At 72.4% G+C, this 26,350-nt stretch carries 28 protein-coding genes; 16 read left to right on the forward strand and 12 right to left on the reverse strand.

Going from position 1 to position 26,350, the window contains the following annotated elements; genetic code table 11:
- The first annotated feature begins 11 nt into the window (after window positions 1-11).
- Entirely contained in the window at window positions 12-683 is a 672-nt protein-coding gene (locus tag ACQ9ZG_RS18410) for a hypothetical protein (RefSeq protein ID WP_499280872.1), read from the forward strand.
- A gap of 175 nt (window positions 684-858) precedes the next feature.
- A complete protein-coding gene (locus ACQ9ZG_RS18415) occupies window positions 859-1,194 on the forward strand; it encodes a DUF2516 family protein (RefSeq protein ID WP_018488957.1) in 336 nt (111 codons plus the stop codon).
- Here ACQ9ZG_RS18415 and ACQ9ZG_RS18420 read toward each other — a convergent pair.
- The 3 genes from ACQ9ZG_RS18420 to ACQ9ZG_RS18430 all read right to left on the reverse strand — a co-directional run bounded on the left by ACQ9ZG_RS18420 (window position 1,176) and on the right by ACQ9ZG_RS18430 (window position 5,245).
- Window positions 1,176-2,582, reverse strand: coding sequence for a PP2C family protein-serine/threonine phosphatase (locus tag ACQ9ZG_RS18420; RefSeq protein ID WP_028419510.1), 1,407 nt, complete (start codon window positions 2,580-2,582; stop codon window positions 1,176-1,178). The genes ACQ9ZG_RS18415 and ACQ9ZG_RS18420 overlap by 19 nt on opposite strands.
- 517 nt (window positions 2,583-3,099) lie before the next feature.
- A complete protein-coding gene (locus ACQ9ZG_RS18425; RefSeq protein WP_499280874.1) occupies window positions 3,100-4,203 on the reverse strand; it encodes a C40 family peptidase in 1,104 nt (367 codons plus the stop codon).
- A 247-nt stretch (window positions 4,204-4,450) separates the two neighbouring features.
- Window positions 4,451-5,245: a class I SAM-dependent methyltransferase gene (locus tag ACQ9ZG_RS18430; protein WP_499280876.1), complete on the reverse strand. Its 795-nt coding sequence runs from the start codon at window positions 5,243-5,245 to the stop codon at window positions 4,451-4,453.
- Between the two features lie 380 nt (window positions 5,246-5,625).
- Between ACQ9ZG_RS18430 and mshA the strand changes: the two genes are divergently transcribed.
- From mshA to ACQ9ZG_RS18445, 3 genes are all read left to right on the forward strand, one after another.
- Window positions 5,626-6,978, forward strand: coding sequence for a D-inositol-3-phosphate glycosyltransferase (mshA, locus tag ACQ9ZG_RS18435; protein WP_028419514.1), 1,353 nt, complete (start codon window positions 5,626-5,628; stop codon window positions 6,976-6,978).
- A gap of 117 nt (window positions 6,979-7,095) precedes the next feature.
- The gene (locus ACQ9ZG_RS18440; protein WP_109915644.1) at window positions 7,096-7,605 is read left to right on the forward strand and encodes a type III secretion system chaperone family protein; all 510 of its coding nucleotides are present in this window, start codon (window positions 7,096-7,098) and stop codon (window positions 7,603-7,605) included.
- A gap of 216 nt (window positions 7,606-7,821) precedes the next feature.
- A complete protein-coding gene (locus ACQ9ZG_RS18445) occupies window positions 7,822-8,640 on the forward strand; it encodes a hypothetical protein (RefSeq protein WP_084993395.1) in 819 nt (272 codons plus the stop codon).
- A gap of 58 nt (window positions 8,641-8,698) precedes the next feature.
- Here the strand turns inward: ACQ9ZG_RS18445 and ACQ9ZG_RS18450 are convergent, their stop codons facing one another.
- The 3 genes from ACQ9ZG_RS18450 to ACQ9ZG_RS18460 form a co-directional block, all read right to left on the reverse strand.
- Window positions 8,699-8,941 (reverse strand): hypothetical protein, encoded by a 243-nt coding sequence (locus ACQ9ZG_RS18450; protein ID WP_018488964.1) that lies wholly within the window; start codon window positions 8,939-8,941, stop codon window positions 8,699-8,701.
- A complete protein-coding gene (locus tag ACQ9ZG_RS18455; RefSeq protein WP_018488965.1) occupies window positions 8,938-9,186 on the reverse strand; it encodes a hypothetical protein in 249 nt (82 codons plus the stop codon). Before ACQ9ZG_RS18455 ends, ACQ9ZG_RS18450 begins: the two co-directional genes overlap by 4 nt.
- 131 nt (window positions 9,187-9,317) lie before the next feature.
- Window positions 9,318-9,530, reverse strand: coding sequence for a hypothetical protein (locus ACQ9ZG_RS18460; RefSeq protein WP_084993393.1), 213 nt, complete (start codon window positions 9,528-9,530; stop codon window positions 9,318-9,320).
- A 127-nt stretch (window positions 9,531-9,657) separates the two neighbouring features.
- Between ACQ9ZG_RS18460 and ACQ9ZG_RS18465 the strand changes: the two genes are divergently transcribed.
- The gene (locus ACQ9ZG_RS18465; protein WP_109915645.1) at window positions 9,658-9,981 is read left to right on the forward strand and encodes a hypothetical protein; all 324 of its coding nucleotides are present in this window, start codon (window positions 9,658-9,660) and stop codon (window positions 9,979-9,981) included.
- A gap of 195 nt (window positions 9,982-10,176) precedes the next feature.
- Here ACQ9ZG_RS18465 and ACQ9ZG_RS18470 read toward each other — a convergent pair whose 3' ends face one another.
- Window positions 10,177-10,938 carry a phosphoglyceromutase gene (locus tag ACQ9ZG_RS18470; protein ID WP_028419519.1) on the reverse strand — a complete coding sequence of 254 codons (762 nt, stop codon included), beginning with the start codon at window positions 10,936-10,938 and terminating at the stop codon, window positions 10,177-10,179.
- Between the two features lie 241 nt (window positions 10,939-11,179).
- On the opposite strand from ACQ9ZG_RS18470, the gene ACQ9ZG_RS18475 reads away from it, so the two are divergent.
- Entirely contained in the window at window positions 11,180-12,508 is a 1,329-nt protein-coding gene (locus ACQ9ZG_RS18475; RefSeq protein WP_109915646.1) for an MDR family MFS transporter, read from the forward strand.
- Between the two features lie 141 nt (window positions 12,509-12,649).
- Here the strand turns inward: ACQ9ZG_RS18475 and ACQ9ZG_RS18480 are convergent, their stop codons facing one another.
- The gene (locus ACQ9ZG_RS18480; protein ID WP_168356857.1) at window positions 12,650-12,799 is read right to left on the reverse strand and encodes a hypothetical protein; all 150 of its coding nucleotides are present in this window, start codon (window positions 12,797-12,799) and stop codon (window positions 12,650-12,652) included.
- 313 nt (window positions 12,800-13,112) lie between these two features.
- Entirely contained in the window at window positions 13,113-13,790 is a 678-nt protein-coding gene (gene phoU / locus ACQ9ZG_RS18485; protein WP_028419521.1) for a phosphate signaling complex protein PhoU, read from the reverse strand.
- Between the two features lie 197 nt (window positions 13,791-13,987).
- Here phoU and phoR point away from each other — a divergent pair, with 197 nt between their 5' ends.
- Window positions 13,988-15,268, forward strand: coding sequence for a two-component system sensor histidine kinase PhoR (gene phoR / locus ACQ9ZG_RS18490; protein WP_109914551.1), 1,281 nt, complete (start codon window positions 13,988-13,990; stop codon window positions 15,266-15,268).
- Between the two features lie 5 nt (window positions 15,269-15,273).
- Entirely contained in the window at window positions 15,274-15,945 is a 672-nt protein-coding gene (phoP, locus tag ACQ9ZG_RS18495) for a two-component system response regulator PhoP (protein WP_007446453.1), read from the forward strand.
- Window positions 15,946-16,084: 139 nt separating this feature from the next.
- On the opposite strand, the gene ACQ9ZG_RS18500 is transcribed toward phoP, so the two are convergent.
- On the reverse strand, window positions 16,085-16,735 hold the full coding sequence (locus ACQ9ZG_RS18500; protein ID WP_109914552.1) for a DUF461 domain-containing protein: 651 nt from the start codon (window positions 16,733-16,735) through the stop codon (window positions 16,085-16,087).
- A 688-nt stretch (window positions 16,736-17,423) separates the two neighbouring features.
- Between ACQ9ZG_RS18500 and ACQ9ZG_RS18505 the strand changes: the two genes are divergently transcribed.
- The 7 genes from ACQ9ZG_RS18505 (at window position 17,424) to ACQ9ZG_RS18535 (ending at window position 24,885) form a co-directional block, all read left to right on the forward strand.
- The gene (locus ACQ9ZG_RS18505) at window positions 17,424-17,906 is read left to right on the forward strand and encodes a CarD family transcriptional regulator (RefSeq protein ID WP_006380568.1); all 483 of its coding nucleotides are present in this window, start codon (window positions 17,424-17,426) and stop codon (window positions 17,904-17,906) included.
- Window positions 17,907-18,432: 526 nt separating this feature from the next.
- On the forward strand, window positions 18,433-19,200 hold the full coding sequence (ispD, locus tag ACQ9ZG_RS18510; RefSeq protein WP_084993378.1) for a 2-C-methyl-D-erythritol 4-phosphate cytidylyltransferase: 768 nt from the start codon (window positions 18,433-18,435) through the stop codon (window positions 19,198-19,200).
- Window positions 19,190-19,714, forward strand: coding sequence for a 2-C-methyl-D-erythritol 2,4-cyclodiphosphate synthase (gene ispF / locus ACQ9ZG_RS18515; protein WP_028419525.1), 525 nt, complete (start codon window positions 19,190-19,192; stop codon window positions 19,712-19,714). The genes ispD and ispF overlap by 11 nt, the downstream gene beginning before the upstream one ends.
- Before the next feature lie 186 nt (window positions 19,715-19,900).
- The gene (locus ACQ9ZG_RS18520; protein ID WP_084993374.1) at window positions 19,901-20,305 is read left to right on the forward strand and encodes a PPOX class F420-dependent oxidoreductase; all 405 of its coding nucleotides are present in this window, start codon (window positions 19,901-19,903) and stop codon (window positions 20,303-20,305) included.
- A gap of 264 nt (window positions 20,306-20,569) precedes the next feature.
- Window positions 20,570-21,970 carry a cysteine--tRNA ligase gene (gene cysS / locus ACQ9ZG_RS18525; protein ID WP_109914554.1) on the forward strand — a complete coding sequence of 467 codons (1,401 nt, stop codon included), beginning with the start codon at window positions 20,570-20,572 and terminating at the stop codon, window positions 21,968-21,970.
- Between the two features lie 98 nt (window positions 21,971-22,068).
- A complete protein-coding gene (rlmB, locus tag ACQ9ZG_RS18530) occupies window positions 22,069-23,025 on the forward strand; it encodes a 23S rRNA (guanosine(2251)-2'-O)-methyltransferase RlmB (protein ID WP_018488991.1) in 957 nt (318 codons plus the stop codon).
- Window positions 23,026-23,217: 192 nt separating this feature from the next.
- Window positions 23,218-24,885, forward strand: coding sequence for a DoxX family membrane protein (locus ACQ9ZG_RS18535; protein ID WP_232790481.1), 1,668 nt, complete (start codon window positions 23,218-23,220; stop codon window positions 24,883-24,885).
- A gap of 196 nt (window positions 24,886-25,081) precedes the next feature.
- Here the strand turns inward: ACQ9ZG_RS18535 and ACQ9ZG_RS18540 are convergent, their stop codons facing one another.
- Together ACQ9ZG_RS18540 and ACQ9ZG_RS18545 are read right to left on the reverse strand one after the other, a co-directional pair.
- Window positions 25,082-25,801 (reverse strand): nucleotidyltransferase family protein, encoded by a 720-nt coding sequence (locus ACQ9ZG_RS18540; RefSeq protein ID WP_019762191.1) that lies wholly within the window; start codon window positions 25,799-25,801, stop codon window positions 25,082-25,084.
- Window positions 25,802-25,934: 133 nt separating this feature from the next.
- A complete protein-coding gene (locus ACQ9ZG_RS18545) occupies window positions 25,935-26,348 on the reverse strand; it encodes a hypothetical protein (protein WP_018488994.1) in 414 nt (137 codons plus the stop codon).
- Between the last annotated feature and the right edge of the window lie 2 nt (window positions 26,349-26,350).

Raw genomic sequence — 26,350 nt, forward strand, 5'->3', positions numbered from 1 at the left:
GGACCACAGTCATGGCCATCACCGATGACCTGCGCAAGACCCTCACCGACCGCACGCCCCTCTACTTCGCCGCCGGTACGGCCGATCTCGCCGTGCAGCAGGCGCTCAAGGTGCCCGCGCTGATCGAGCAGCTGCGGGCCGAGGCGCCCGGGCGGATCGAGGCCGTGCGGAACACCGACCCCAAGGCCGTGCAGGAGAAGGTGACCTCGCAGGCCAAGGAGGCGCAGGCCACCGTGCAGGCGAAGGTCTCCGAGGTGTTCGGGGCGCTGGACGCCGCCGACCTGAAGAAGCTGGGCGAGAACGCTCAGGACCTGGCGCTGCGCAGTGTGGGCATCGCCGCCGAGTACGCGGTCCGGGCCCGGGAGACGTACGAGAAGGTCGCCGTCCACGGCGAGCAGGCCGTACGGACCTGGCGCGGCGAGACGGCCGACGAGATCGTCGAGATCGCCGCCGTCGTGGAGGCCGAGCCCAAGGCCGCTCCCAGGAGCGAGCCGAAGGCCGCGCCGAAGACCGAGGCGAAGGCCGCGCCCGCCGCGCCGAAGTCCGGGGCCAAGGCCCCGGCGGTCACGGGCGAGCCCAAGGCGGCGCCCGCCAAGCCCGCCGCCGCGAAGCCTGCCGCCAAGAAGGCTCCCGCCCCGCGCAAGCCCGCCGCCAGGAAGACCACCCCGCCCGCCGGGAAGTGACCCCGGCGGCCCGGCCCCGTACGTACGGAGTGTGATGTCCCGTACCGATGTCCCGCACCCACGAAGCGTGACCCGGGTGCGGGACGGGCACCTTTACCGGTGGCCGGTTCGTTGTCCCGGTACCTTGGCCCTCTCGGCCGCAGGGCGCTCATCCACTCACTAGGCGGTACACACCATGTTGCTCTCAGGATTCGGCACACTCCTCCAGCTGCTCTATCTGGCGATGCTCGTGCTGGCCGTGGTCGCCTTCGTCTTCGCGGCGACCGCCCGGGAGGACGCCTACCGTGCCGCCGACAAGAAGAAGAAGTCCTTCTGGCTGATCATTCTCGGCGTCGCCGTCGCCGTGAACCTGTTCGTCCCCTTCCTCTTCCTCCAGCTCGCGGGTGTCGTCGCGTCGATCGTGTTCATGGTCGACGTGCGGCCCGCGCTCAAGGAGGTGTCGGGCGGCGGCGGCCGGCGGGGCGGCTCCAGCAGTGACGGGCCCTACGGCCCCTACAACGGCGGTCGCTGAGCGCTCGCGGAGACGGAAGCGGTCGAGGCGGGGCCGGGGCGCGGGGCGCTCCGGCCCCGTCGGCGTATCCGCTCCGGGTCGCGGCCCAGCAGCAGCACCGCCACGTCGTCCGTCAGCTCGCCGCCGTGCCGCTCCCGCACCTCGGTGACCGCGGCCTCCAGCAACTCCTCGCCCGCCAGCCCCTGCTCCAGCCGGCTGTTGACCATCGCGACCATGCCGTCCTGGCCGAGCCGCTGACTGCTGCCCGCCCCGACGCGCCCCTCGATCAGCCCGTCCGTGTACATCATCAGGCTCCACTCCCCGCCCAGCTCCACCTGGCGGCGCGGCCACCGCGCGTGCGGCAGCAGACCGAGCGCCGGGCCGCCGTCCTCGTACGGGAGCAGCCTCGCCGGGCGGCCGTGGCGGGCCAGCAGGGGCGCCGGGTGGCCGGCCAGGCAGAGTCCGGCGCGGCGGCCGTCGGGGGCGATGTCGACCGTGCAGAGCGTCGCGAAGACCTCCTCGCTCTGCCGCTCGTGCTCCAGGACCTGCTGGAGCGTGGAGAGCAGGCGGTCCCCGCAGAGCCCGGCCAGCGTCAGCGCCCGCCAGGCGATCCGCAGCTCGACGCCGAGCGCCGCCTCGTCCGGGCCGTGCCCGCAGACGTCACCGATCATCGCGTGGACCGTGCCGTCCGGGGTGCGCACGGTGTCGTAGAAGTCGCCGCCGAGCAGGGCGCGGCTGCGGCCGGGCCGGTAGCGGGCGGCGAAGCTCAGGTCGGAGCCCTCCAGGAGCGGGGTCGGCAGGAGGCCGCGCTCCAGCCGGGCGTTCTCCTGGGCGCGCAGCCCGGACTCCGTCAGCTGGTGCTGGGCGATGTCGGCGCGCTTGCGCTCGACGGCGTACCGGATCGCCCGGCTCAGCACGCGCGCGTCCAGCTCCCCCCGGAAGAGGTAGTCCTGCGCCCCGACCCGTACCGCTTCGGCCGCCAGCTCGGCGTCGTCCCGCGCGGTCAGTACGAGGACGGCGTGGAGCGGGGCGATCCGCAGTACGTGGGTCAGCACCGCCAGCTCCTCGGCCCGGTGCGGGGCGGGCTCCGGGCGGTGGTCCCCGCCACCGCCGGACGCGAAGGGGGAGCCGGTGCCCGTGCCTGCGGTCGGTACGGGGAGGGCGAGGTCCAGCAGGATGCAGTCGACGTCGTCCGTGAGCAGCCGTCCGGCCTCGGTGAGGTTGCGGGCGGTACGGATACGGACCCGGGTGCCGGCCGCCGCCGAGAGTTCGGGGCCCGTGATGCCGCTCGCCGGGTCGTCCTCGATCACCAGCACGGTCAGGTCGGCCGCGTGCCCGGCGGCAGGGCTGGTCTCCGCGGCGGGAACGTCACGTTGCGGCGGTACGGGTATGGGCGCGGGCACGGGCATCGGTTCGGGTCCTCCCCTCCCCCCGAGGGCACGGCGCTCCGCCGATCGACGAACGCCAGTCGGGGACGATAGCGGTCTCCGGCGGGGGAACGGAATGGCGCACCGGGACCGGCCCCTGTCATATGCGCCGTCATAAGCCGCTTCCCGGCACGGATCCGGAGGGATGGGGCGCGCCAGGGGCGGGGTGGAGGCCATGACAAACATCACCCGCGCGCGCCCGGGGTGGGTGGCGCCGCTCACGTGCGCCGGGAGCGCGAGGTGTGCGCCGGGGCGTCTGCGCACACCCGGCGCGCTCGCGGAAGCCTGGGCCGGGACACCCCCGGACGCCCGGGACGCTCACCTGATCCCGGACCCGGGGCGTTCGGACAGGCCCGGGACGTTCACGGACGCATGTGAGGCGCTTGCGTACGCCCGGGGCGTTCACGGATGCCTGAGGTGTTGGCGTACGCCCGGGACGTTCACGGATGCCTGAGGCGCTCGCGTACGCCCGGGAGGGGCGGAGGCGCTCCCCGTAGGCCTACTTGTCCGGCCGGACCACGCCGAGGATCTTCATCGAGCCCGCGCCCGCCAGCGTGACGTGACGGCCGGGGCGCGGGGAGTGGACGATCGCGCCGTCGCCGACGTACATCCCGACGTGGCTGGCGTCGGCGTGGTAGATGATCAGGTCGCCGGGGCGCATGTCCCTGATGTCGATGCGGGGGAGCAGCCGCCACTGCTCCTGCGAGGTGCGCGGGATCGGCCGGCCCGCCGCCGCCCAGGCCTGCGAGGTCAGCCCCGAGCAGTCGTACGAGCCAGGGCCCGTGGCCCCCCAGACGTACGGCTTGCCTATCTGGGCGCTCGCGAAGGCCACCGCCGCCCGCCCGGCCGCGGTCGCCTCGCCGCTGACGCCGGGCGCGGGGCGGGTGGCGAGCCAGGCGGACTGGGCCCGGTCCGCGGCGTCCCGCTCCAGCTGGCGGAGCCGGTCGAGCTCCTTCTTCTCCAGCTGCGATTCGAGCTTCTCGGCTTCGGCTATCCGGGCGTTGATCTTCTTCTTGGCCTCGGCCTGCCTGACCCGGTTCGACTCCAGCTTCTGCCAGTTGCTGCTGGCGTCCTGCGTGTACGTCTCCAGGTCCTCCTGGGTGCGGGTCAGCTGGGCCAGGACCGTCTTGTTCGCCTGCTGGCCGGTGCGGACCTTGTTGATCCCGTCCAGGAAGAGCTGCGGGTCGTCGCTGAGCACCAACTGGGCGCCGGGCGGCAGGCCGCCGTTGCGGTACTGCTCGCGCGCCTGGGCGCCGGCGCGGTCCTTCAGCTCGGCTATCTTCGCCTGCCCGTCGACGATCGCCTTGGCCAGCTTCACGATCTCGCCGGACTGCTTCTTCGCCTGCTCCTCCGCCAGGTTGTACGCGTCCGTCGCCGCCCCGGCCTTCCGGTAGAGCGTCTCGATCTCCTGGCGGATCTTCTCCAGGTCTCTTTCGGAGGACGGGCCGGAGGAGGAAGGGCCGGAAGGGGCGGCGGGGGCCGAAGCGGCCGGGGACGGCGAGGAGTCCGGCGTCGGCGCGGCCACGGCCTGGGCCGGAAGGGTCAGCAGACCCAGCGCACAGACCAGCGTGATGGCTGCGGCGGCACAGTGGCGTCGATTCACGAACTCCCCCTCCGTGCTGAATCCATGAGCTGGTCCGGATCGGTGGATTCAGGCAAGGCAAAACCAGACAAAAGCAACAGAAGTCGGATAGCGAGCATCTGACTTACCGTCAGTAACGTTCAGGTGACATCGCGATGGTGCCATGCCGTCCCGCAAAGCGACAGAGGCAGTACGTCCGCCTCCTCACCCCTGCCTCCACCCCCAGGACGAACGACACGCCGACGCCGTTCCCCGAAAGAGCATACTTTCACCCACTCGGGTGATCGTCCGGCCGCAGCGCCTCCCAGTCGACGGTCACCTCTCCCTGGCGCCACCGCCGTACGCCGTCCACCACCGGCCAGTCGGCCGCCACCGCCCGCACCGCCGCGATCCAGCGCTGCCGGGCGCCGAGCGAGGCGTACGGGGAGGCCGCCGCCCAGGCCCGGTCGAAGTCGCGCAGGAACCCGTGGACCGGCTCGCCCGGCACATTGCGGTGGATCAGCGCCTTCGGCAGCCGCTCCGCGAGGTCGGAGGGGCGCTCCAGCGAACCGAGCCGGGTCGCGAACGTGACCGTGCGCGGCCCCTCCGGCCCCAGCGCCACCCACACGTGCCTGCGCCCGATCTCGTCGCAGGTCCCCTCCACCAGGAGCCCGTCGGGGGCCAGCCGGGAGCGGAGCCGCGCCCAGACCTCCGCCACCTGGTCCTCGTCGTACTGGCGCAGCACGTTCGCCGCCCGGATGAGCGTGGGCCGCACCGGCAGCGGGATCTCGAAGCCGCCGTGGACGAAGGTGAGCCCCTCGCGCTCGTACGGCTTCGCCGCGGCGACCCGGTCCGGGTCGATCTCGATGCCCGCCACGGAGGTGCGGGGCTCGGCGGTGCGGAGCCGGGCCAGCAGCTCGACGGCGGTCCAGGGCGCGGCCCCGTACCCGAGGTCGACGGCCACGGGGGCGTCGGCGCGGCGCAGGGCAGGGCCGTGCGCGGCGGCGATCCAGCGGTCCATGCGGCGCAGCCGGTTCGGGTTGGTGGTCCCGCGGGTCGCGGTGCCGATGGGGCGCTGGCGCATGCGGTGAGCGTATGCGACGGGGAGGGGCGGGTACCCGGGCGGCTGAGGGGGCGGGCGCGGGCCGTGCCCCTCGAAGGCCGTGGGCCGTGCCCCCCCGAAGGCCGTGGGCCGTCTCCCCGAACGCTGTGGGACGTGCCCCCGACGGCCGTGGTCCGGGTGGCACCACGCAACGGTCGGGCGGTGACACCGGGGTGGGCCGGGAGGCGACACCGGGGACGGGCCGGGTGGCGCCCGGCCGGGTCCAGGCAGGGGTGCCGCGGCCTCCCACCTCCGTAATGATTTGGCAAAGCGGAAATGAAAGGGCGGATTCCACTGTTCTCGCCCTTCGGAAGGGCCCCGTGCCCCTTCGCGGCATGCCCTGAGTGAGGAGGACCGACGAGGTGAGCCAGTACGTCTCCCGGCTCGGTTCCACCCGGACCGGCCCCCGGCTGCGGTTTCCCGGTGCCTTCCCCGGCTCCTCCCGCAAGCCGCGCCGGATCGCCATGCTCTCCGTCCACACCTCCCCGCTCCACCAGCCCGGCACGGGCGACGCGGGCGGGATGAACGTCTACATCGTCGAGCTGGCCAAGCGCCTGGCCGCGATCAACATCGAGGTCGAGGTCTTCACCCGGGCCACCACCGGCTCACTGCCCCCCGCCGTCGAGCTGGCCCCCGGGGTCCTGGTCCGGCACGTCGACGCCGGGCCGTACGAGGGGCTCGCCAAGGAGGACCTGCCCGCCCAGCTCTGCGCCTTCACGCACGGTGTGATGCAGGCGTGGGCCGGCCAGCGCCCCGGCTACTACGACCTGGTCCACTCCCACTACTGGCTCTCCGGCCAGGTCGGCTGGCTCGCCGCCCAGCGCTGGGGCGTCCCGCTCGTGCACGCCATGCACACCATGGCCAAGGTCAAGAACGCCGCGCTCGCCGCGGGCGACACCCCCGAGCCCGCCGCCCGCGTCATCGGTGAGACCCAGATCGTGAACGCCTCCGACCGGCTGATCGCCAACACCGCCGAGGAGGCCGACGAGCTGGTCCGCTTCTACGACGCCGACCCCTCGTCCGTCGCCGTCGTGCACCCCGGCGTCAACCTGGACCGCTTCCGCCCGGCCGACGGCCGCGCCGCCGCGCGGGCCCGCCTGGGCCTGCCGCAGGACGCGCTGATCCCGCTCTTCGCGGGCCGCATCCAGCCGCTGAAGGCCCCGGACGTGCTGCTGCGCGCGGTCGCCGTCCTGCTGGACCGGGACCCGTCCCTGCGCTCCCGGATCGTGGTGCCGGTGGTCGGCGGCCCGAGCGGCAGCGGGCTGGCCAAGCCCGAGGGGCTCCAGAAGCTGGCGGCCCGGCTCGGTGTCGCGGATGTCGTACGGTTCCACCCGCCGGTGGGCCAGGACCGGCTGGCGGACTGGTTCCGGGCCGCGTCGGTGCTGGTCATGCCGTCGTACAGCGAGTCCTTCGGCCTGGTGGCCATCGAGGCGCAGGCGGCCGGTACGCCGGTGGTCGCGGCCGCGGTGGGCGGGCTGCCGGTCGCGGTACGGGACGGGGTCAGCGGCTTCCTCATACCCGGGCACGAGCCGGAGGCGTACGCCCGCGCGCTGGAACGGTTCGCGGACGCGCCGGAGCTGGTCGAGCGGATGGGGGCGGCGGCCGCCCGGCACGCGCAGTCCTTCGGCTGGGACACGGCGGCCTCCGCGACGGCGGACGTCTACACGGCGGCCCTGGCCGACCACCGCCGCCGGGCGCGTACCCACCACGGCTGAGGCCTCCCCGCACGCCTCCGCGCCCTGTCCCGCAGGCCGCTCCGCCGTGCCCCGTACGCCCGCCCCCTCGGCCCTCCCGTACGCCCGCCGGCCCCGGCCCTGACGTACGCTCGCCGCATGGCTGACGTACCCGAGGAATCCGCAGCGGCCCAGGTCATCGAGGCGACCCTGAACGACGCCGGGCTCACCTGGGAGAGCCCTTCCCCCGGCACCTACGTGGTGACGCTGCCCGGTACCCGCAAGCTGTCGACGACCTGCTCGCTCGTCGTCGGCAGGCACTCCCTCTCCCTCAACGCCTTCGTGGTCCGCCACCCGGACGAGAACGACGCCGAGGTCCACCGCTGGCTCCTGGAGCGCAACCTCCGGCTCTTCGGCGTGAGTTACGCGATCGACTCCCTCGGTGACATCTATCTGGCGGGCAAGCTGCCGCTCTCCGTGGTCACCCCCGAGGAGCTGGACCGGCTGCTCGGTACGGTGCTGGAGGCGGCCGACGACTCGTTCAACACGCTTCTGGAGCTGGGCTTCGCGAGTTCGATCCGCAAGGAGTACGCCTGGCGGGTGTCGCGCGGGGAGTCGACGCGGAACCTCGACGCGTTCAGCCACCTGATCGAGCGCTCGTCCGGCTGAGCCGGGACGCGGACGGCGAGGGTTGTACGGCGCCTCCGCACAGTGCGTTCACAGGATGATCACAGCCGAATCACGATCCGCGGCGGGGGTCGCTCGGCAGATCCTCGCCCGGAGGTTCGATCGTAAGGTGTGGATCACTGCGACGGCCCGTCCGGACGGCCTCGAAGTGCCGCACGGGGGAGGGGCGGTCGCTCCCCGAACCCGGAGAGAAGATCCATGCGCGCCACTGCCGTACGCCGTACCGCCCTCGCCGCCTGCGCGGTGTCCTTGACCCTGCTCGTCACGGCCTGCGGCGGCTCGTCCGACGCCGACGCGGGGAACGGGAAGAGCGACAAGGCCGGCGCGGCCGACGCGAACAGCCAGGCCCCGAAGGCCCAGGCCGACGCCAAGGCCCTCAGCGCGGCCGAGCTGGAGACCGCGTCGCTCGCGCAGGGTGACGTCGAGGGCCACAAGATCACCAAGGCGGGCCCGGACGACGAGGTCCCGGCGGACGGCCTGAAGACCGACAAGGAAGCCTGCCTGCCGGTCGTCCACGCCATGTTCGGTGTGGCGGCGGACGGCTCGAAGGCCTCCGCCAAGCGCAAGGTCGTCACCGACCCGGCGAAGGGCGCCCAGAAGTCGGTCGAGGACATGTCCGAGGGTGAGGTCGAGGACGCCATGAAGGCCGCCTTCGACCTGACGTCCACCTTCGTGGCGCTGAACACGTACGACGGGGCGGCGGGCCCGGACGCGTACGCCGCCGTGAAGAAGGCCGCCGCGGAGTGCGCGGGCGGCTTCACCGTCACGGTCGCGGGCGACCAGCAGAAGATCGTCTCGATCGACGAGGAGAAGATCACCGGCGGTGACGAGGCGGCGGCCTGGACGGTCGTCCAGGAGCAGGACGGGGCGAAGTCCGCGTTCAAGCTCGTGGCGCTCCGCAAGGCGGGCACCGTGGCGACCTTCTTCTCCTTCAACCTGGCGGCCGGTGCGGACGGCGGCGCGAAGTTCACCCTGCCGACGGAGGTCGTGGCGGCGCAGGCGAAGAAGCTCGGCTGACGGCCCGACGCTCCGGCGTACGCCCCCTGCCCAGGCCCCCTGCCCCGGCACTTCGGTGTCAGGGCAGGGGGACGAGCCGTACGACGGTGACGGTCAGCACGGACCGCGAGACGTAGTAGAGGACGATCGCCCCGGAGACGGTGGCCTCACGCCGGTCCCGCTCGCTCTTGACGGCGGACGAGGCGTGCCCGTACGGCTCCCTGCCCAGGGTGCGGGCCATCTCGTCGCGGAAGGAGTGGCCGTCGCGCATCTTGGCCAGGGTGTCGTCGGCGGGCGGTGCGTAGGAGATGCGGAAGCTCAAGCGACGCTCCGCCTCTCGGCCTCGTCCCGTGCCAGCCGGTCCAGGATCCGCTCGGCCTCGGGGTCGGGCACGGCCTCCAGCATCCAGTGCCGCATGACCGCCTGGATCTCGTGGACCCCGGCCTCGTTGATGGCGAGGTCGAACTCCTCGCGTCTCTCCTCGGGCAGCGCGGCCCGGATGCCCGGGATGCTGTTGGGCACCTCGACCTCGGTGCCGCCGACGAAGGTCTTCAGAGACTCGCCCATGACCGCTCTCCCCGATCCCCTCGCCCGTGCCCGGCCCGCTGCCCTTCGGGGTCACCGTAGTGCGTACGGGCGGGAGTTCGGCATCGGGGAGGCCGACCGATGTACGAACGAGACGTCGGCGGTACGGGCGTTCAGGCGCCGTGCCCGACGGCCGCGCCGGCACGCGCACGCCGCTGCCGGAAGCAGTGGACGATCCTGTTCACCGTGAAGTAGGCGGCGATCAGCCCCATCGGGACCCGGACCCAGAGCGGAGACGCGGAACTGGCGGCCGACCAGAAGCCGGCGGCGATGAGGAGCACGTCGTAGCGGCGGGGCTTCTCGTCGAAAACTCGCCACCTGGCCACAGCTCATCCCCCAAGTCCTCTGATCCGCGCCCATCGTTGCACGGAGAACCGGAGGAACGGGAGCCCTCACCGCGCCGGGACCCCACAGCCCTTTCAGGAGAAGACCGAGTCGGGAGAGGACCGGAGAATGTCCCGAACAGCAGGCCCGCACACGGCCGACCCGTGCCCCCGCTGCTTCACCGAGGCCGTACGCCCCGGTACGCCGCTGCCCGCGGCAGGACCGTCAACTGTCGGCGCGGTCACCGCCGTCGCCTACGCCTGCGACCGGTGCACGCACACCTGGACCCGGCCGGTCGAGGACGACCTGGTGGTCCACGACACCGTCCGGGTCGACCTCCCCGAGGGCACGCTCTACGGGGAGGCCTGGCAGGTGGAGGAGGACCGCGTCGAGGTCCGCGGCCCGGGCGGGGCACTGCGGTGGGTCGAACGCTGGAGGGTCATCATCTACTGACCCGGCACCCCCTCCGGTCCACCGCCCCGGTCCACCGCCCCGGGAACCTGCGCCCCTGGGCCCTGCGCCCGGGACCCCGCCCACCGGGCACGAACGGCCCTCCCGCACCCCTACGGACAGCCCCCCGCGCCCCCGCGCACGGACAAGCCCCCGCCCCGCGCGGTGGGCGCGGGACGGGGGCACGGTCGCGATGGGCTACTTCTTCTTGCCCTGGTTCTTCACGGCCTCGATGGCCGCCTTCGCCGCCTCCGGGTCGAGGTACGTGCCGCCCGGCTTCAGCGGCTTGAAGTCGGCGTCCAGCTCGTAGGAGAGCGGGATGCCGGTCGGGATGTTGAGGCCCGCGATGTCCGCGTCCGAGATGCCGTCCAGGTGCTTCACCAGGGCGCGGAGGCTGTTGCCGTGGGCGGCGACCAGGACCGTGCGGCCGGTGAGGAGGTCGGGGACGATGCTGTCGAACCAGTACGGGAGCATCCGGACGACGACGTCCTTCAGGCACTCCGTGTCCGGGCGCACCTCCGGCGGGAGGGCCGCGTAGCGCGGGTCGTCGAACTGGGAGTACTCGTCGTCGCGGGCCAGCGGCGGCGGCGGGGTGTCGTACGAGCGGCGCCAGAGCATGAACTGCTCCTCGCCGAACTCGGCCAGCGTCTGGGCCTTGTCCTTGCCCTGGAGGGCGCCGTAGTGGCGCTCGTTCAGGCGCCAGGAACGGCGGACCGGGATCCAGAGGCGGTCGGCGGACTCCAGGGCCAGCTGCGCGGTGCGGATCGCGCGGCGCTGGAGGGAGGTGTGCAGGACGTCGGGGAGCAGACCGGCGTCCTTCAGCAGCTCACCGCCGCGGACTGCTTCCTTCTCACCCTTCTCGGTGAGGTTGACGTCCACCCAACCGGTGAACAGGTTCTTCGCGTTCCATTCGCTCTCGCCGTGGCGGAGGAGGATCAGCTTGTACGGTGCGTCGGCCATGAGCCCGAGCGTAATCGAACCCGTGCGCCCGCCGCGCGCCCGCCCGCGTGGCGGACAGGGGGCGGATGAGCGGGGCGGACGGAGGTCTTCGGGGAGAGCCCGGGGCGGTGCCCGGCGCGCTGACGATTGACGGCGGGCGTCAATCCGGTGGCGGGTGAGCCGTCGGGGTTCGTAATGTTCGGACGGTCGTCGGGGCTCTTACCGGCGGCGATCTTCTCGTACGTCCCGTGGGGGGAAGCACATGTCCGTCGCCGGTCTCAGAACAGCAGCCCGGGAGACCGTCTCCGGGCTGCCCCGCGCGTTCTGGTGGCTCTGGCTGAGCACGCTCGTCAACCGGCTCGGCGGCTTCGTCGCCACCTTCATGGCCCTGTATCTGACCCTGGACCGGGGCTACTCGGCGTCGTACGCGGGTCTCGTCGCCGCCCTCCACGGGCTCGGCGGGGTCATCTCCTCGCTCGGCGCCGGGGTGATGACCGACCGGCTCGGGCGGCGGCCCACGATGCTGATCGCGCAGCTGTCGATGGCCGTCTCCGTGGCGGTGCTCGGGTTCATGGAGCACCCCGTCGCCATCGCCGCCGTCGCGTTCCTCGTCGGGATGGCGAGCAACGCCTCGCGCCCGGCCGTCCAGGCGATGATGGCCGACATCGTGCCCCCCAAGGACCGCGTGCGGGCCTTTTCCTTGAACTACTGGGCCATCAACCTCGGGTTCGCCGTCTCCTCCGCCGCGGCCGGGTTCATCGCCGAGTACAGCTATCTCGCCGGCTTCCTCGGCGAGGCCCTGATGGTGCTGGCGTGCGCCGTCGTCGTCTTCCTGAAGGTGCCGGAGTCGCGGCCCGCGCAGGCCGCCCCGGTGAAGACCGCCGACGGCAGGCGGGCCAAGGACGACGTACGGATCACCACCGTGCTGCGCGACGGGCGCTTCATGGGGGTCGTGGGGCTGTCGTTCCTGGTGGCGCTGATCTTCCAGCAGGGGTACGTGGGGCTGCCGGTGGCGATGGGGGCCGACGGGCTCTCCAGCTCCGACTTCGGGACCGCGATCGCCGTCAACGGCGTGCTGATCGTGGCCCTCCAGATCCCGGTCACCCGCTTCATCCAGCACCGCGACCCGCGCCGGCTGCTGATCATCTCCTCGCTGCTCGCCGGGTACGGCTTCGGGCTGACCGCCTTCGCCGGGTCCGTCGCCGTCTACGCCCTGACGGTGTGCGTCTGGACCCTCGCCGAGATCGTCAACGCGCCCACCCAGACCGGGCTCGTCGTCCAGCTCTCCCCGGCCCGGGGCCGGGGCCGGTATCAGGGCATGTACACGATGTCCTGGTCGGTGGCGGCCCTCGTCGCGCCCCTGATGTCCGGGTTCGTGATCGACCACTACGGCGCCGTCTGGCTCTGGGGCGCGTGCGCGGTGATCGGTACGGTCGCGGGCTTCGGCTACTGGCTGCTGATGCGCAACCTGCCCCGCGAGGAGGTGCCCGGTAGCGAGGAGCCCGTCATCGAGCCCGCCCCCGTGCCCGTCCAGGCCCGGCCGGACCAGGCCGAGCCGGACCCCGCCACGGCCGTGGAACGCGCGGGCTGACCCGTTCCGTATCAGGAGTTCCGTACAGGTCCCGCCCCGCATGACCTCCCCGTACAGCGCGATCCCCGTACCGACCGAACCGTCCGTACGGGGATCGCGCTGTACGGGGACCGCTCCCCGGGCGGAATACCGGCTACGGCGTCAGCCGCAGCAGCCGCCGCACTGGCACGGAGCACCGGACTGGCAGCCGCACCCGCAGCCCGAGCCGCAGCCGCAGGCGCCGAGCACGGTCAGGTGCACCACTTCGGTCGGGGTCTCCAGCTGGGGTTCGGTCATGGGGGAATCGGCCATGGTCCCTCCTCAGGGCGTACGGCTGGGCGGCCGGCGCCGCTGCGCCGCCGCCGGGGACGTCGCCGCCCGGCGCACACCGCGTACGGCCCAGGCGCGTGCCGTCCCCGCCCCATTGCATGCCCATCCCGCCCGGCGCATCAACGGCGCACACGTGCAGGAACACATGTGCGACTCGCGTGCGCCGGGAGCGCGTGAGGGGCGCGTGGGCCCGTGCGAGCCCGGACGCCGTGCGTCGGTCCCGGAGGAGAGACGCCGTGCGTCGGTCCCGGAGGAGAAGGGCGGGATGAGGGCGCCGCAGCGGTCCTCAGCGGTCCTACGAGCCCTCCACCGGGGTCGTCGCCTGGATCTCGTCCGCGTGCTCACCCGTCACCAGGTAGACGACGCGCTTGGCCACCGAGACCGCGTGGTCCGCGAACCGCTCGTAGTAGCGGCCCAGCAGCGTCACGTCGACGGCCGTCTCGATGCCGTGCTTCCAGCGGTCGTCCATCAGGTGCTTGAAGAGCGTGCGGTGCAGCAGGTCCATCTCGTCGTCGTCCTGCTCCAGCTGGAGCGCCAGGTCGACGTCCTTGGTGATGATGACCTCGGCCGCCTTGGCCATCAGCCGCTGCGCGAGCTGGCCCATCTCCAGGATGGTGGCGTGCAGGTCGTGCGGGACCGCCGACTGCGGGAAGCGGAGCCGGGCCAGCTTCGCCACGTGCTGGGCGAGGTCGCCGGAGCGCTCCAGGTCGGCGCTCATCCGCAGCGAGGTCACCACGATCCGCAGATCGGTCGCCACGGGCTGCTGGCGGGCGAGGAGGGCGATCGCGCGCGCCTCCAGGTCGTGCTGGAGGTCGTCGACCTTCTGGTCGCCGGCGATCACGCTCTCCGCGAGCTTCAGGTCGGCGTCGAGCATGGACGTGGTCGCCCGGCCGATCGCCGAACCGACCAGCCGTGCCATCTCGACCAGGTCTTCTCCGATCGAGTCGAGTTCCTCGTGGTAAGCGTCGCGCATGGAAGTCCCTCTCCAGTTCCAACTGAGGCCGGGGTCTCGGACCGACCCCCACGGTGACACGGTGGGGGTCGAACGCGTCCGTATCCGGCCCCCTAAGTGAACCGGCTCCTACCCCTCGGTGAACTCTGGGCGACGAGTGTTCGAGATGGCACTCGGACGGCTGGGAGAGTGTCGGCGCACCCGCATAACCTTGAAGCATGGACGTGAACGCGGCGGTCGCCGCAGCTGCAGCGATCGCCGGTCTCTGTACCGGTGTGATCGCCATGCTGGCGTTCCGCTGGAGCGAGCGCGACCTGAAACGGCCCACGCGTACGTCACTGCGGCCCGACGGCAACGCCGCTCTGCCGCCCGGCGTGGACACCGTCCTCTCCGTGCTCAGCTCCTCGGCCGTCGTGCTCGACGAGAGCGACAGCGTCGTCAAGGCCAGCTCCGCCGCCTATGCGCTGGGCCTGGTCAGAGGCGGTCGCCTCGCCGTCGAGCCGATGCTCAACATGGCCCGCGACACCCGGCGGGACGGCGAGATACGGCAGGTCGAGCTGGACCTCCCCCGGCGCGGCACCGGCCGCGGGGACACCCTCGCCGTCTCCGCCCGGGTCGCCCCCCTCGGCTCCCGCCTGGTGCTGCTCCTGGTCGAGGACCTCACGGAGGCCCGCCGCATAGAGGCGGTCCGGCGTGACTTCGTCGCCAATGTGAGCCATGAGCTGAAGACCCCCACGGGGGCGCTCTCGCTGCTCTCCGAGGCGGTCATGGACGCCTCCGACGACCCGGAGGCGGTCGAGCGGTTCGCCGGGCGGATGCAGATCGAGGCGACCCGGCTCACCAACCTCGTACAGGAACTCATCGACCTCTCCCGGGTGCAGAACGACGACCCCCTGGAGGACGCCGAGCCGGTCAAGGTGGAGACGCTGGTCGCCGAGGCGATCGACCGCTGCCGCCAGCAGGCCGGCTCCAAGCAGATCACCATGGCCTCCGCGGGAGCCGAGGGCCTCACGGTCTGGGGCAACCGCGGCCAGCTCGTCGGCGCCCTCGGCAACCTCGTCGAGAACGCCGTCAACTACAGCCCCGCCCACACCCGCGTCGGCATCGCCGCCCGCCGGATGGCCTCGCCGGGCGGGGACCTGATCGAGATCGCCGTGACCGACCAGGGCATCGGCATCTCCGAGAAGGACCGCGAGCGGGTCTTCGAGCGGTTCTACCGCGTCGACCCCGCCCGCTCACGGGCCACCGGTGGCACCGGTCTCGGCCTCGCCATCGTCAAACACGTGGCCGCCTCGCACGGCGGGGAGGTCACCGTCTGGAGCTCCGAGGGACAGGGCTCCACCTTCACCCTCCGGCTGCCCGAATCGGGCGCCGTGAGGGAGCGCACCACCGGCGGACTCCTTATCGTCAACGACGTCGACGGCGTCGGCGGCAAGGACAGCCCCCCGTTCGAGACCGACTCCTATGACCCCTTCCCCGCCCCGGAGGCTCTTCCGTGACCCGAGTGCTTGTCGTCGAGGATGAGGAATCCTTCAGCGACGCCCTGTCCTACATGCTGCGCAAGGAAGGGTTCGAGGTCGCCATCGCCGCGACCGGCCCCGACGGCCTGGACGAGTTCGAGCGCAACGGCGCCGACCTGGTCCTGCTCGACCTGATGCTGCCCGGCCTGCCCGGTACCGAGGTCTGCCGCCAGCTCCGCAGCCGCTCCAACGTCCCGGTGATCATGGTCACCGCCAAGGACAGCGAGATCGACAAGGTCGTCGGCCTCGAAATAGGAGCCGACGACTACGTCACCAAGCCCTTCTCCTCGCGCGAGCTGGTCGCCCGTATCCGTGCCGTCCTGCGCCGCCGCGGGGAGCCGGAGGAGGTCACTCCGGCGGCCCTGGAGGCGGGTCCCGTCCGCATGGACGTGGACCGGCACGTGGTCACCGTCTCGGGCGGCAAGGTCGACCTGCCGCTCAAGGAGTTCGACCTCCTGGAGATGCTCCTGCGCAACGCGGGGCGCGTGCTGACCCGTATGCAGCTCATCGACCGGGTCTGGGGCGCGGACTACGTGGGCGACACCAAGACCCTCGACGTCCACGTCAAGCGCCTGCGCGCCAAGATCGAGCCCGACCCGGGCGCCCCGCGCTACCTCGTCACCGTGCGGGGCCTGGGGTACAAGTTCGAGCCGTAGACCGCGGGCCGGCGTCGTCGGGGGACGGCGTTGACACGAGAAGGCGACACGCACGAGAAGGCGACACGAGAGGGGCGCTCCCCGGCCGGGAAGCGCCCCTCTCGTGTGCGTGCCTGTCCGCGTACGTACGCGGGTGGCGTCAGCCGGTCGTCCCGGCCGTCGCGGTCTCCGGGGAGTCGCCGGTGGCCGGGGTCTCACCGGCCGGGGTCTCGGAAGCGCCCGGAGTCGGGGAGCCGGTCGCCTCCGGGGTGGCGCTCGGGGCCGGGGACGCGGGCAGCGCGCTCGGGCCGAAGTCCTTGTAGTAGCCCTCCGCGGGGACGACGGTCGCGCCGAGGCCGACGTCGCCGGTGCGGCTCAGCTTGAAGACGATCTGCTGGACGTTGCCGTCCTGGGCGGCCTCGCGGCCCTCCGCGATCACGGCGGAGGCGTTGCCCTCGCCGCCGAGGACGAGCCGGCCTCCGGCCGGGACCTCGACGGGGCCGCTGCCCTGCGCGGCCTGCAGCTTCACCTGGACGTCGGTGCCGGGCAGCGTGATGCTCTCCAGGACCTCGTTCTCGGTGCCGTCGTTGAACAGCGTCGCGGCGACCACGGCGGGGCCCTCGGCCTCGGTGTCGGCCTGCGTGATCACGTTGACGTTCTGGACCTTGACGGTGCCCACCGAGGTGGCGGCGTTGTCCGGCCTGACCTTGAGCGTCTCGGCGTTGTTGCCCGCCGCGCAGGCGGACAGGGAGACGATCGAGAACGCGATGGCAGTGGCGGCGAGGGCGCCGTGTCGAAGGCTGCGGCTCACGGCGGCGGCAACTCCTTGAACGATCGGACTGCGGACTTCGGACGTCGGGCGTCGTACGGGTGCTGAGCGCCCCCGAGGACGGCCGGGAAGGGGTGACGTAAAGCCGCCCTAAGGGTGTGTCAGCGGCCTTAGGCTACCGAGCCGCCGCTCCCGCCCCGCACCCGACCCGCCTCTACGGGGGTGTCGCACGCCTCCCGGGGGTGCGCCGGGCGGTCGTGGCAGGTCGGCGGGCGTATCGGTGGCGTACGTGTCACGCGCTGTTCACATAATCCCGGTGATCAATTCCTCCTCGCGCGGCGCATTCCCCCGGTTCCCCCGGGAAAGGGGCCGCGGAAGAGGTCCCGAAGGTGCCGAGAAGGGGCGAGGCTTGATCAATTCCATTGGGCGCGCGCACTTACCTCCGTACGGGTGATCGAGGATCGTACGGAGTAGGTAAAGTTCACCCCGCCGAACCCGACAAAACGGGACTTTCGCCCTCTTCTGTGGGGCTTCCGGGCCGTGTGACGGGAGTGTTTCCTTCCGGTCGTGCAGCCGCTCCGACCTGCGGATACCGTCCTCCGCAAGCCTTCCGCAGCACGTCCGTGTTGCTGTTGTCAAGCCCTGAGATATGCCCTGACCTGCGAAAACGCCATTCAGGGGAGTCGATTCTCGTGTTACTCTGGATAGCCACGGAAGGGGTACCTGTCACATGACGTTCAAGGTTGGCGACACCGTGGTCTATCCCCATCACGGGGCCGCGCTGATCGAGGCTATCGAAACTCGCCAGATCAAAGGCGTGGACAAGACCTACTTGGTGCTCAAGGTCGCCCAGGGCGACTTGACGGTTCGTGTGCCGGCGGACAATGCGGAGTTCGTGGGCGTGCGCGACGTGGTCGGGCAGGAGGGGCTGGACCGGGTCTTCGAGGTGCTGCGCGCACCGTATGCCGAAGAGCCGACGAACTGGTCCCGGCGTTACAAGGCAAATCTGGAGAAGCTCGCCTCGGGCGATGTCATCAAGGTCGCTGAAGTGGTGCGTGACCTGTGGCGTCGTGAGCGCGAGCGCGGTCTCTCCGCCGGAGAGAAGCGCATGCTCGCCAAGGCCCGCCAGATCCTGGTGAGCGAGCTGGCTCTCGCGGAGAACACGAACGAGGACAAGGCCGAGGCCCTGCTCGACGAGGTTCTCGCGTCCTGAACCGGATCGCGGACCGGTCCACGCGGTAGATGGTGGACGACCGGTCGTAAGAATGTGCCGCAGTGCCCGCTGACCAGCCGTTTTCACGGTGCGTCGTCGGGTGCTGCGGCATGTTCGGACCCGGGTGCACGGCCGGATCTGCTCGCACCTCCGGGCCCGTTCAGGTTCCGCGTCTCCGGACCGCGCAGAGCTGGACCGGTCAGACCCGGAAGCCCGATTTCCGGCTCACGCTTGCTCCGGCTCACGCCCGGACGTTCCGGCAAGGGTTCCGGTCCGTTCCGGGGACGGTCGCGGCCGACGGCCGTGCCGGGAAACGGGAACGGTCGTACCCGCCCCACCACCGGTGTGCCCGCACCGGCCACCCCCGTACGCTGATCGCCGCCGCGACTCCGCTCCACGCTCGACCGGGTGTCACGGAAGGGGCCCGGGTCAAGCCAGAGGGCGTCGCGCCCGGCTTGCTGGGCCCCTACCCACGTCGCCCGTGGAAACAAACCTGCCGAACCCTCGGACCTTCGGAGTGCAATCGATGACCTCGACGCCACCCCCGCCCGATCGGCCGCGCCCCCTCCGTACCGCCGCGGTGATCCCCGCGGCCGGGCGGGGCATACGGCTCGGACCCGGCGCCCCCAAGGCCCTCCGGGCGCTCGGCGGCACGCCCATGCTCATCCACGCCGTACGCGCCATGGCGGCCTCCCGGGCCGTCTCCCTCGTCGTGGTCGTCGCCCCGCCGGACGGCGCGCCCGAGGTCAAGCACCTCCTCGACGAGCACTCCCTGCCCGAGCACACCGACTACCTGGTCGTGCCCGGCGGCGACACCCGCCAGGAGTCCGTGGGCCTCGGCCTCGACGCGCTGCCCGAGGACGTCTCCGTGGTCCTGGTCCACGACGCCGCCCGCCCGCTGGTGCCCGTGGAGACGGTGGACTCGGTGGTCGGGGCCGTACGGAACGGGGCGCACGCCGTCGTTCCGGCCGTGCCCCTCGCCGACACCGTCAAGGAGGTCGAGCCCGGCGTGGTGGCCGGAGAGCCCGAGCCGGTGCTCGCCACCCCCGTACGGGCCAGGCTGCGCGCCGTGCAGACCCCGCAGGGCTTCGACCGGGAGACCCTCGTCCGCGCCCACGCCGAGGTGGCGCTGGACGGCGAGGGCGCCACGGACGACGCCGGCATGGTCGAACGCCTCGGTGAGCCGGTCGTCGTCGTCCCCGGCCACGAAGAGGCGTTCAAGGTCACCCGCCCGCTCGACCTGGTGCTGGCCGAAGCGGTACTCGCCCGCAGGAGGGCCCACGATGGCTTCTGAGACCCCGGCCGCGCCCCCCGTGGCTTCCGGCGCCCCGATCGTCCCGCTCGTCGGGATCGGCACCGACATCCACGCCTTCGAGGAGGGCCGCGACCTCTGGTGCGCGGGGCTGAAGTGGGAGGGCGAGGGCCCCGGCCTGGCCGGCCACTCCGACGCCGACGTCGTCGCCCACGCCGCCTGCAACGCGCTCTTCTCCGCCGCCGGTCTCGGCGACCTCGGGCAGCACTTCGGCACCGGCCGCCCCGAGTGGTCCGGCGCCGCGGGCGTCACCCTGCTCGCCGAGGCCGCCCGGATCGTCCGCGCCGAGGGGTACGAGATCGGGAACGTCGCCGTCCAGGTCGTCGGCGTACGCCCCAAGATCGGCAAGCGGCGGGACGAGGCGCAGAAGGTGCTCTCGGCCGCCGTGGGCGCCCCGGTCTCGCTCTCCGCCGCCACCTCGGACGGGCTCGGCTTCACCGGGCGCGGCGAGGGGCTCGCGGGGATCGCGACGGCACTGGTCTACCGGGCCCGCTGACCGCCTGCCGTCCTGCTGCGGTCCGCCCGGCGCGGGAAGGCGCAGCCCACGCGGCGCACCCCGTACCGCCTCCGTCCGCACCCGCTCATTCACCCGTTCGGCGGGATGCGGCGGGAAGGAACGGAGTCGGTACGGGGTTGGGGGTAGGAGCACCGCACCACCCCGGCCATCAGGAGGACGTACGTCATGACCGCCGCACTCTCCACCGAGCTCAAGGACCTACTCGACACCCCGGTCTTCGTCACCATCGCCACCATCCAGCCGGACGGCAGCCCGCAGGTCTCCCCGGTCTGGGTGAAGCGCGACGGCGACGACGTCCTGATCTCCACCACGGTCGGCCGCCGCAAGGAGACCAACCTCCGCCGCGACCCGCGCGTCACCGTCGTCGTCCAGCCGGCCGACAACCCGTACGTGTACGCCGAGATCCGCGGCCGCGCGGAGCTGACCACCGAGGGCGGCCAGGAGCTGATCGACGACCTGTCGCTGAAGTACACCGGCAAGCGGTACGCGGAGTTCAACGCGAACGCCGCCGAGGACGCGCCCCGGGTCGTGGTCCGGATCACCCCGCGCAAGGTCGTCGGGCGTATCTGAGCGCGACGCCGGCAGCCCCCGCAGGCGTCTTCGGGCGCGGCCCGGAACCGCGAGCGCCGCGCCCGAAGGCCGGGAGGACGCCGGGAGCGCCCCCGGAACACGCCCGGAACGCTCCCTGAACCCGACCGGAACAGCACCCGATCCAACAGAACCGCCCCCCGACCGCCCCTCAGGAGACGCCCCGGACCAGCCGGTATCAGAAAGTTGTCCCCGCGATCGTCCAAGGGTCGCGGGGCACTGGTGTCGGCCTACTACCCTTGAGGCGTGACTATTCGCCTGCACGACACCAGCGCCCGGCAGATCCGTGACTTCGTCCCGCTCACGCCGGGCTGTGTCTCGATCTACCTCTGCGGCGCTACCGTCCAGGCGGCACCGCACATCGGGCACATCCGTTCCGGGCTGAACTTCGACATCATGCGCCGCTGGTTCACGTACCGCGGCTACGACGTGACGTTCATCCGGAACGTCACGGACATCGACGACAAGATCATCAAGAAGTCGGCCGAGCAGGGCCGCCCCTGGTGGTCGATCGGGTACGAGAACGAGCGCGCGTTCAACGACGGCTACGACGCGCTGGGCTGCCTGCCGCCCACCTACGAGCCCCGTGCCACCGGCCACATCACCGAGATGATCGAGATGATGCGCGGCCTGATCGAGCGCGGCCACGCCTACGAGGCCGACGGCAACGTCTACTTCGACGTCCGGTCCCTCCCCGGCTACCTCTCCCTCTCCAACCAGGATCTGGACGACCTGCGCCAGCCCTCGGGCGAGGGCGAGACCGGCAAGCGCGACCCGCGCGACTTCGCCATGTGGAAGACGGCCAAGGAGGGCGAGCCCAGCTGGGAGACCCCTTGGGGCCGCGGCCGTCCCGGCTGGCACCTGGAGTGCTCGGCCATGGCCCACAAGTACCTGGGCTCGGCCTTCGACATCCACGGCGGCGGCATCGACCTGATCTTCCCGCACCACGAGAACGAGATCGCCCAGGCCGTGGCGTACGGCGACGAGTTCGCCAACTACTGGGTGCACAACGGCTGGGTCACCATGGCCGGCGAGAAGATGTCCAAGTCGCTCGGCAACTCCGTCCTCGTCAGCGAGATGGTGAAGCACTGGCGCCCCATCGTCCTGCGCTACTACCTGGGCACCCCGCACTACCGATCGATGATCGAGTACAGCGAGGAGTCCCTGCGCGACGCCGAGTCCGCGTTCGCGCGGATCGAGGGCTTCGTCCAGCGCGTCACCGAGAAGGCCGGGGAGACCGTCGCCCCCGCCGCCGAGGTGCCGCCCGCCTTCGCCGAGGCGATGGACGAGGACCTGGGCGTGCCGCAGGCCCTCGCGATCGTCCACACCACGGTCCGCCAGGGCAACAGCGCGCTCGCCGCCGACGACAAGGAAGCCGCCGTCGCCCGCCTCGCCGAGGTCCGGGCCATGCTCGGGGTCCTCGGGCTCGACCCGCTCGACGACCACTGGGCGGGCGAGGGGGACCGGGGCGAGGACCTGCACGGCGTCGTCGACACCCTCGTACGCCTGGTCCTCGACCAGCGGCAGTCGGCCCGCGCCCGCAAGGACTGGGCCGCCGCCGACGCCATCCGCGACCAGCTCAACCAGTCCGGACTGGTCATCGAGGACAGCGCGAGCGGTCCGCGGTGGACGCTCGGCCCGCGCTGAGTACTCCGGCGGCACCCCGCGGGTGTGCCGCCCGGCGCTCCGGGCGGCACACTTTCCCTATACGTACGTACGTCTGAAAGCAACGAAACAGGTAGATCATGGCCGGGAACAGCCAGCGCAGGAACCGCCGCACGTCCAACAAGAAGGGCGCGCAGGTCGGCAGCGGTGGCAACCGGCGCCGTGGCCTGGAGGGCAAGGGCCCGACCCCGCCCGCCTCCGCCCGCAAGGGGCACAAGAAGAACCGGGTCGCCAACGCCCAGGCCAAGCAGGCCGCCGCCCGCCGGCCCGCGCCCCGGCGCGGCGGGGTGAAGGGCACCTCGGAGATGGTCGTCGGCCGCAACCCGGTCTACGAGGCCCTGCGCGACGGCGTGCCCGCCGTGACGCTGTACGTCCAGCAGTTCATCGACAACGACGAGCGCGTCCGGGACGTCCTCAAGCTCGCGGGCGAGCGCGGCAACATCAACCTGATGGAGGCCCCGCGCCCCGAGCTGGACCGGATGACGAACGGCCTGAACCACCAGGGCCTCGTCCTCCAGGTCCCGCCGTACGAGTACGCGCACCCGGACGACCTGATCGTCGCCGCGCAGGACAACCACGAGGACCCGCTGATCGTGGCCCTGGACGGGGTCACCGACCCCCGCAACCTCGGCGCGATCGTCCGCTCGGTCTCCGCCTTCGGCGGCCACGGCGTCGTCGTCCCCGAGCGCCGCGCGGCCGGGATGACGGCCGGTGCGTGGAAGTCCTCGGCCGGTACGGCGGCCCGCACCCCGGTCTCCCGGGTCACCAACCTCACCCGCGCCCTGGAGGGCTACCAGAAGGCGGGCCTCACCGTCGTCGGCCTGGCCGCCGACGGCGAGCACACGGTGGAGGACCTGGAGGCGCTGGACGGCCCGGTCGTCATCGTCATCGGCAGCGAGGGCAAGGGGCTCGGCCGGCTGGTCGGCGAGACCTGCGACTACCGCGTCCGGATCTCCATGCCGGGCGGTGCTGAGTCGCTCAACGCCGGTGTCGCGGCGGGCATCGTGCTCTACGAGGTGGCGCGCCGCCGCGCCTAGGCTCCGGTGGCGAGCGCGTCTCCGTACGGCGTTCGCGTGATCATCTCCCCGGTAACGGGCCTTTCCGTTCACCGAGTTGACGCGCGAACGCCGAACAGGGTTCCAGGATGCCCGGGTTTGGCCGGATCTTGACGGGTCTCGGACACATCAGGGCTGTCAAGGCAGTGTCCTAACCACCCATCACTCGGTTAGATGAGTGTGGACACCAGAACGCCTCGGTTCGACGAGCAACCCGCCCTGAGCATGACCAAGGTGGACAGCGACCCCGCGCAGGTCATCGTCAACCACGCCAGCTTCCGGGTGCAGCTCGCCCCGGGCCAGCGCGCGCGGCTGCGGGGCCTCGCGGACACGGCCCGCATCCCCGCCATGAGCGGGGCCGGCGCCGCCGCAGGAGTCGGAGCCGGTGCACGCGCCGGAGCCGGCCGCAGGCGGGCGCCGGTCGTCTGGAGCGGCAGGTCGGCCCCGGGCGACCCGGGCGCCACCGGCCTCCTCCAGGCCGTGCGCAACTCCACCGCCGGCCACCTCGACCCGGCCCTCACCGCCGGTGCGGCCGACGGCCACGCGGCGGGCGCCACCCAGGTCATCCCGCTCCTGGAGGAGACCCAGCCCAACCCCGTACTCACGGCACCGCACCAGCCCGGGCGGACCGGCCCCCTCCTGCCGCCGATGCGCCAGGCCGTCGGCGCGTACGACTCCGTCGACGAGGCGCCGACCGCCACCGGCCCCGACGGTGACGACGACTACGAGGACACCGCCGAGTCCCGCGCCCGCCGCCACGGCAACGACCCCGTCCGGCACGCGTACTACCCCGGCCACCGGATGAACCTCGGGGTCGTCCTGCTCCCCATGCGGGTGCTGCTCGGCTTCATCTCCATCTACGCCGGCATGGGCAAGCTCTGCGACCCCGTCTACTTCGACGGCGGCGAGCGCGGCTCCATGGTCAAGTGGCTGACCGCCCTCAACCCCTGGGCCGCGGCCGAACCGCTGCGGGACTTCGCCCTCTCCCACCCCGTCGGCGCCGGGCTCACCGTCGCCTTCCTCCAGGTCGTCGTCGGCGTCCTCACCGTCCTCGGCCTCTGGCAGCGTGTGGCCGCCTCGGTCGGCGCCCTGCTCTCCGCCGCCCTGCTGGTGACGGTCAGCTGGCGTACGGTCCCCGTCTACGACGCCCCCGACATCATCCTGCTGGCCGCCTGGAGCCCGCTGATCATCGCGGGTGCCCCGGTCTACTCGGTGGACGGGCGGCTCGCCGGGGAGGCCTGGCGCACCCTCGGCCCGCGCTCCCTGATCTGGGACCTGCGCCGCCGCGTCCTGCGCCGCGGCGCGGTCGTGGCCTCCGTCGTCATCGGCCTCACCCTGCTCATCGGCTCCATCCTCGGCGGTGCCGTACGCTCCGCCGAGGTCGTCACCGTCCCCGGCCGCAACGACTACCCCACCAACCGCCTCCCGGGCATGCCGCTCCCCCAGGAGTCCACCGGCGAGCGCCAGGCCTCCCGCACCCCGCAGGAGCAGGAGCGCAGCCCCGAGCCCACCCCCTCGGGCGAGGCCAGCACCACCCCGGCCTCCGGCCAGACCACCCCCGGCGCCACCCGCGACTCCGGCGGCGGCCAGACCGCCGGTGCTGAGGCCCAGCCCAGCCAGACCCAGGGCACCGGCCAGGAGCCCCCGCAGCAGACCACCCCCCAGCAGCCCCCCGCCGCCACCAGCGCGGGCCCGACCTCCTCCGGCTCCACCGGCGGCGACGGCTCCACGGGCGGCGGCTCGGAGCCCGAGGCCCCGCCCGCCTCCGGAGGCGGCGGCGACACCCCGCCGGGCGGTTCCACCGGCGGTGGCCGCAACCCCATCGGCGGCCTCCTCGGCTGACCGGCGGCACAGAACGAGAGGGGCGGCCCCTCCCACCCGGACTCCGGATGGGAGGGGCCGCCTCTTTGCTCCTGCTTCTCCCGTACGGCTTTCCGTACGGAAAGCCGTACGGAAAGCCGTACGGAAAGCCGTACGGAAAGCCGCGCGGTGCGCCGCACGGAGTGCCGTACGGAATGGCGCGCGGAGGTGGGCGCGATCAGGCGCCGCCCTGGGCCCCCAGTTCGCGGGCCGCCTCGGTGAGGTCCTTCGCCGTGTCGATGGCCCGCCAGTACGCCCCGTGGGGCAGCGGGTACCCGGCCAGCCGGCGCTCACGGGCCAGCCGGGGGAACGTCGTCCGCTCGTGGTCGCCCCGGTCCGGCAGCATCCCCGTGAAGGCCGGGGAGAACACGTACACGCCCGCGTTGATCAGATACGGCGAGGGCGGCGACTCGATGAAGTCAGTGATGTGCCCGAACGCGTCCGTCTCCACCGCGCCCCACGGGATCCGGGGCCGTGCGAGGGCCAGGGTGGCGGTGGCGTCCCGCTCGGCGTGGAACGCGGCCATCTCCCGCAGCGAGAACCGGGTCCAGATGTCCCCGTTCGTGGCGTACCAGGGCTGCTCCGGATCGGGCAGCCGCTGCGCCGCGTACTTCAGCCCGCCGCCACGGCCCAGCGGCTCCTTCTCCACCACGGTGGTGACCCGCAGCGGCAGCACGGCGGACTCCAGCCACTCCTGGAGCACCTCGGCGAGATGGCCGCAGGAGACCACGGCGTCGGTCACGCCCTCGGCGGCCAGCCAGGACAGCTGATGGCCGATGATCGGGGTCCCGGTACCCGGGATCTCGACCATCGGCTTCGGGCGGTCGTCGGTGTACGGCCGCAGCCGGGACCCCTGACCGCCGGCGAGGATGACGGCCTGCGTCGGATACGTATGCATGGCAGGCACGATATGCGGTGCGGGCGCGCAGAAGCCGCCGTTGCCCGATGACGGCCGGGTGACGGCGGCTCCGCACGGAGGAAGGCGTACGTACGCGGGGTGTGGGGGCCGTACGTACGCGGCTCGGCTCCGCTCAGCTGAACTGGGCGACCCCGGAGGCGAACGACGTGTCGCAGACCGGGCGGGAGAAGCGCTGGGCGCGCGACGGGCCGTACTGCTCGACCGCGGCCTTGCCGAGCGCCTTGGCGATCGACATGCAGTGCTGCGCGAGCGAGGGCCGCTGCTCGACGGCGCGCTGGAGGCTCGTGAGCGCGGTGCCCGGGTCCTTCTCCTGCAGCTCGACGAGGAGCTTGTCCCGCAGGACGTCCTGCGGGGCGCGGGGCTTGGCGGGCTTGGACACGGTCTCCGAGGAGGCGGCCAGTAGCGTGGAGTCGTTGTCCGTGGCCGCCCACTGGACGCTGGTGACCGCGAGGGTCCCGGAGAGCACCATGACGACGGGCAGGACGAGGGCGAAGGATCGGCCGATGCGCCGAGCGGTGTGGGTCACGC

Source organism: Streptomyces araujoniae (assembly GCF_050871195.1).
Classification (GTDB): domain Bacteria; phylum Actinomycetota; class Actinomycetes; order Streptomycetales; family Streptomycetaceae; genus Streptomyces; species Streptomyces bacillaris.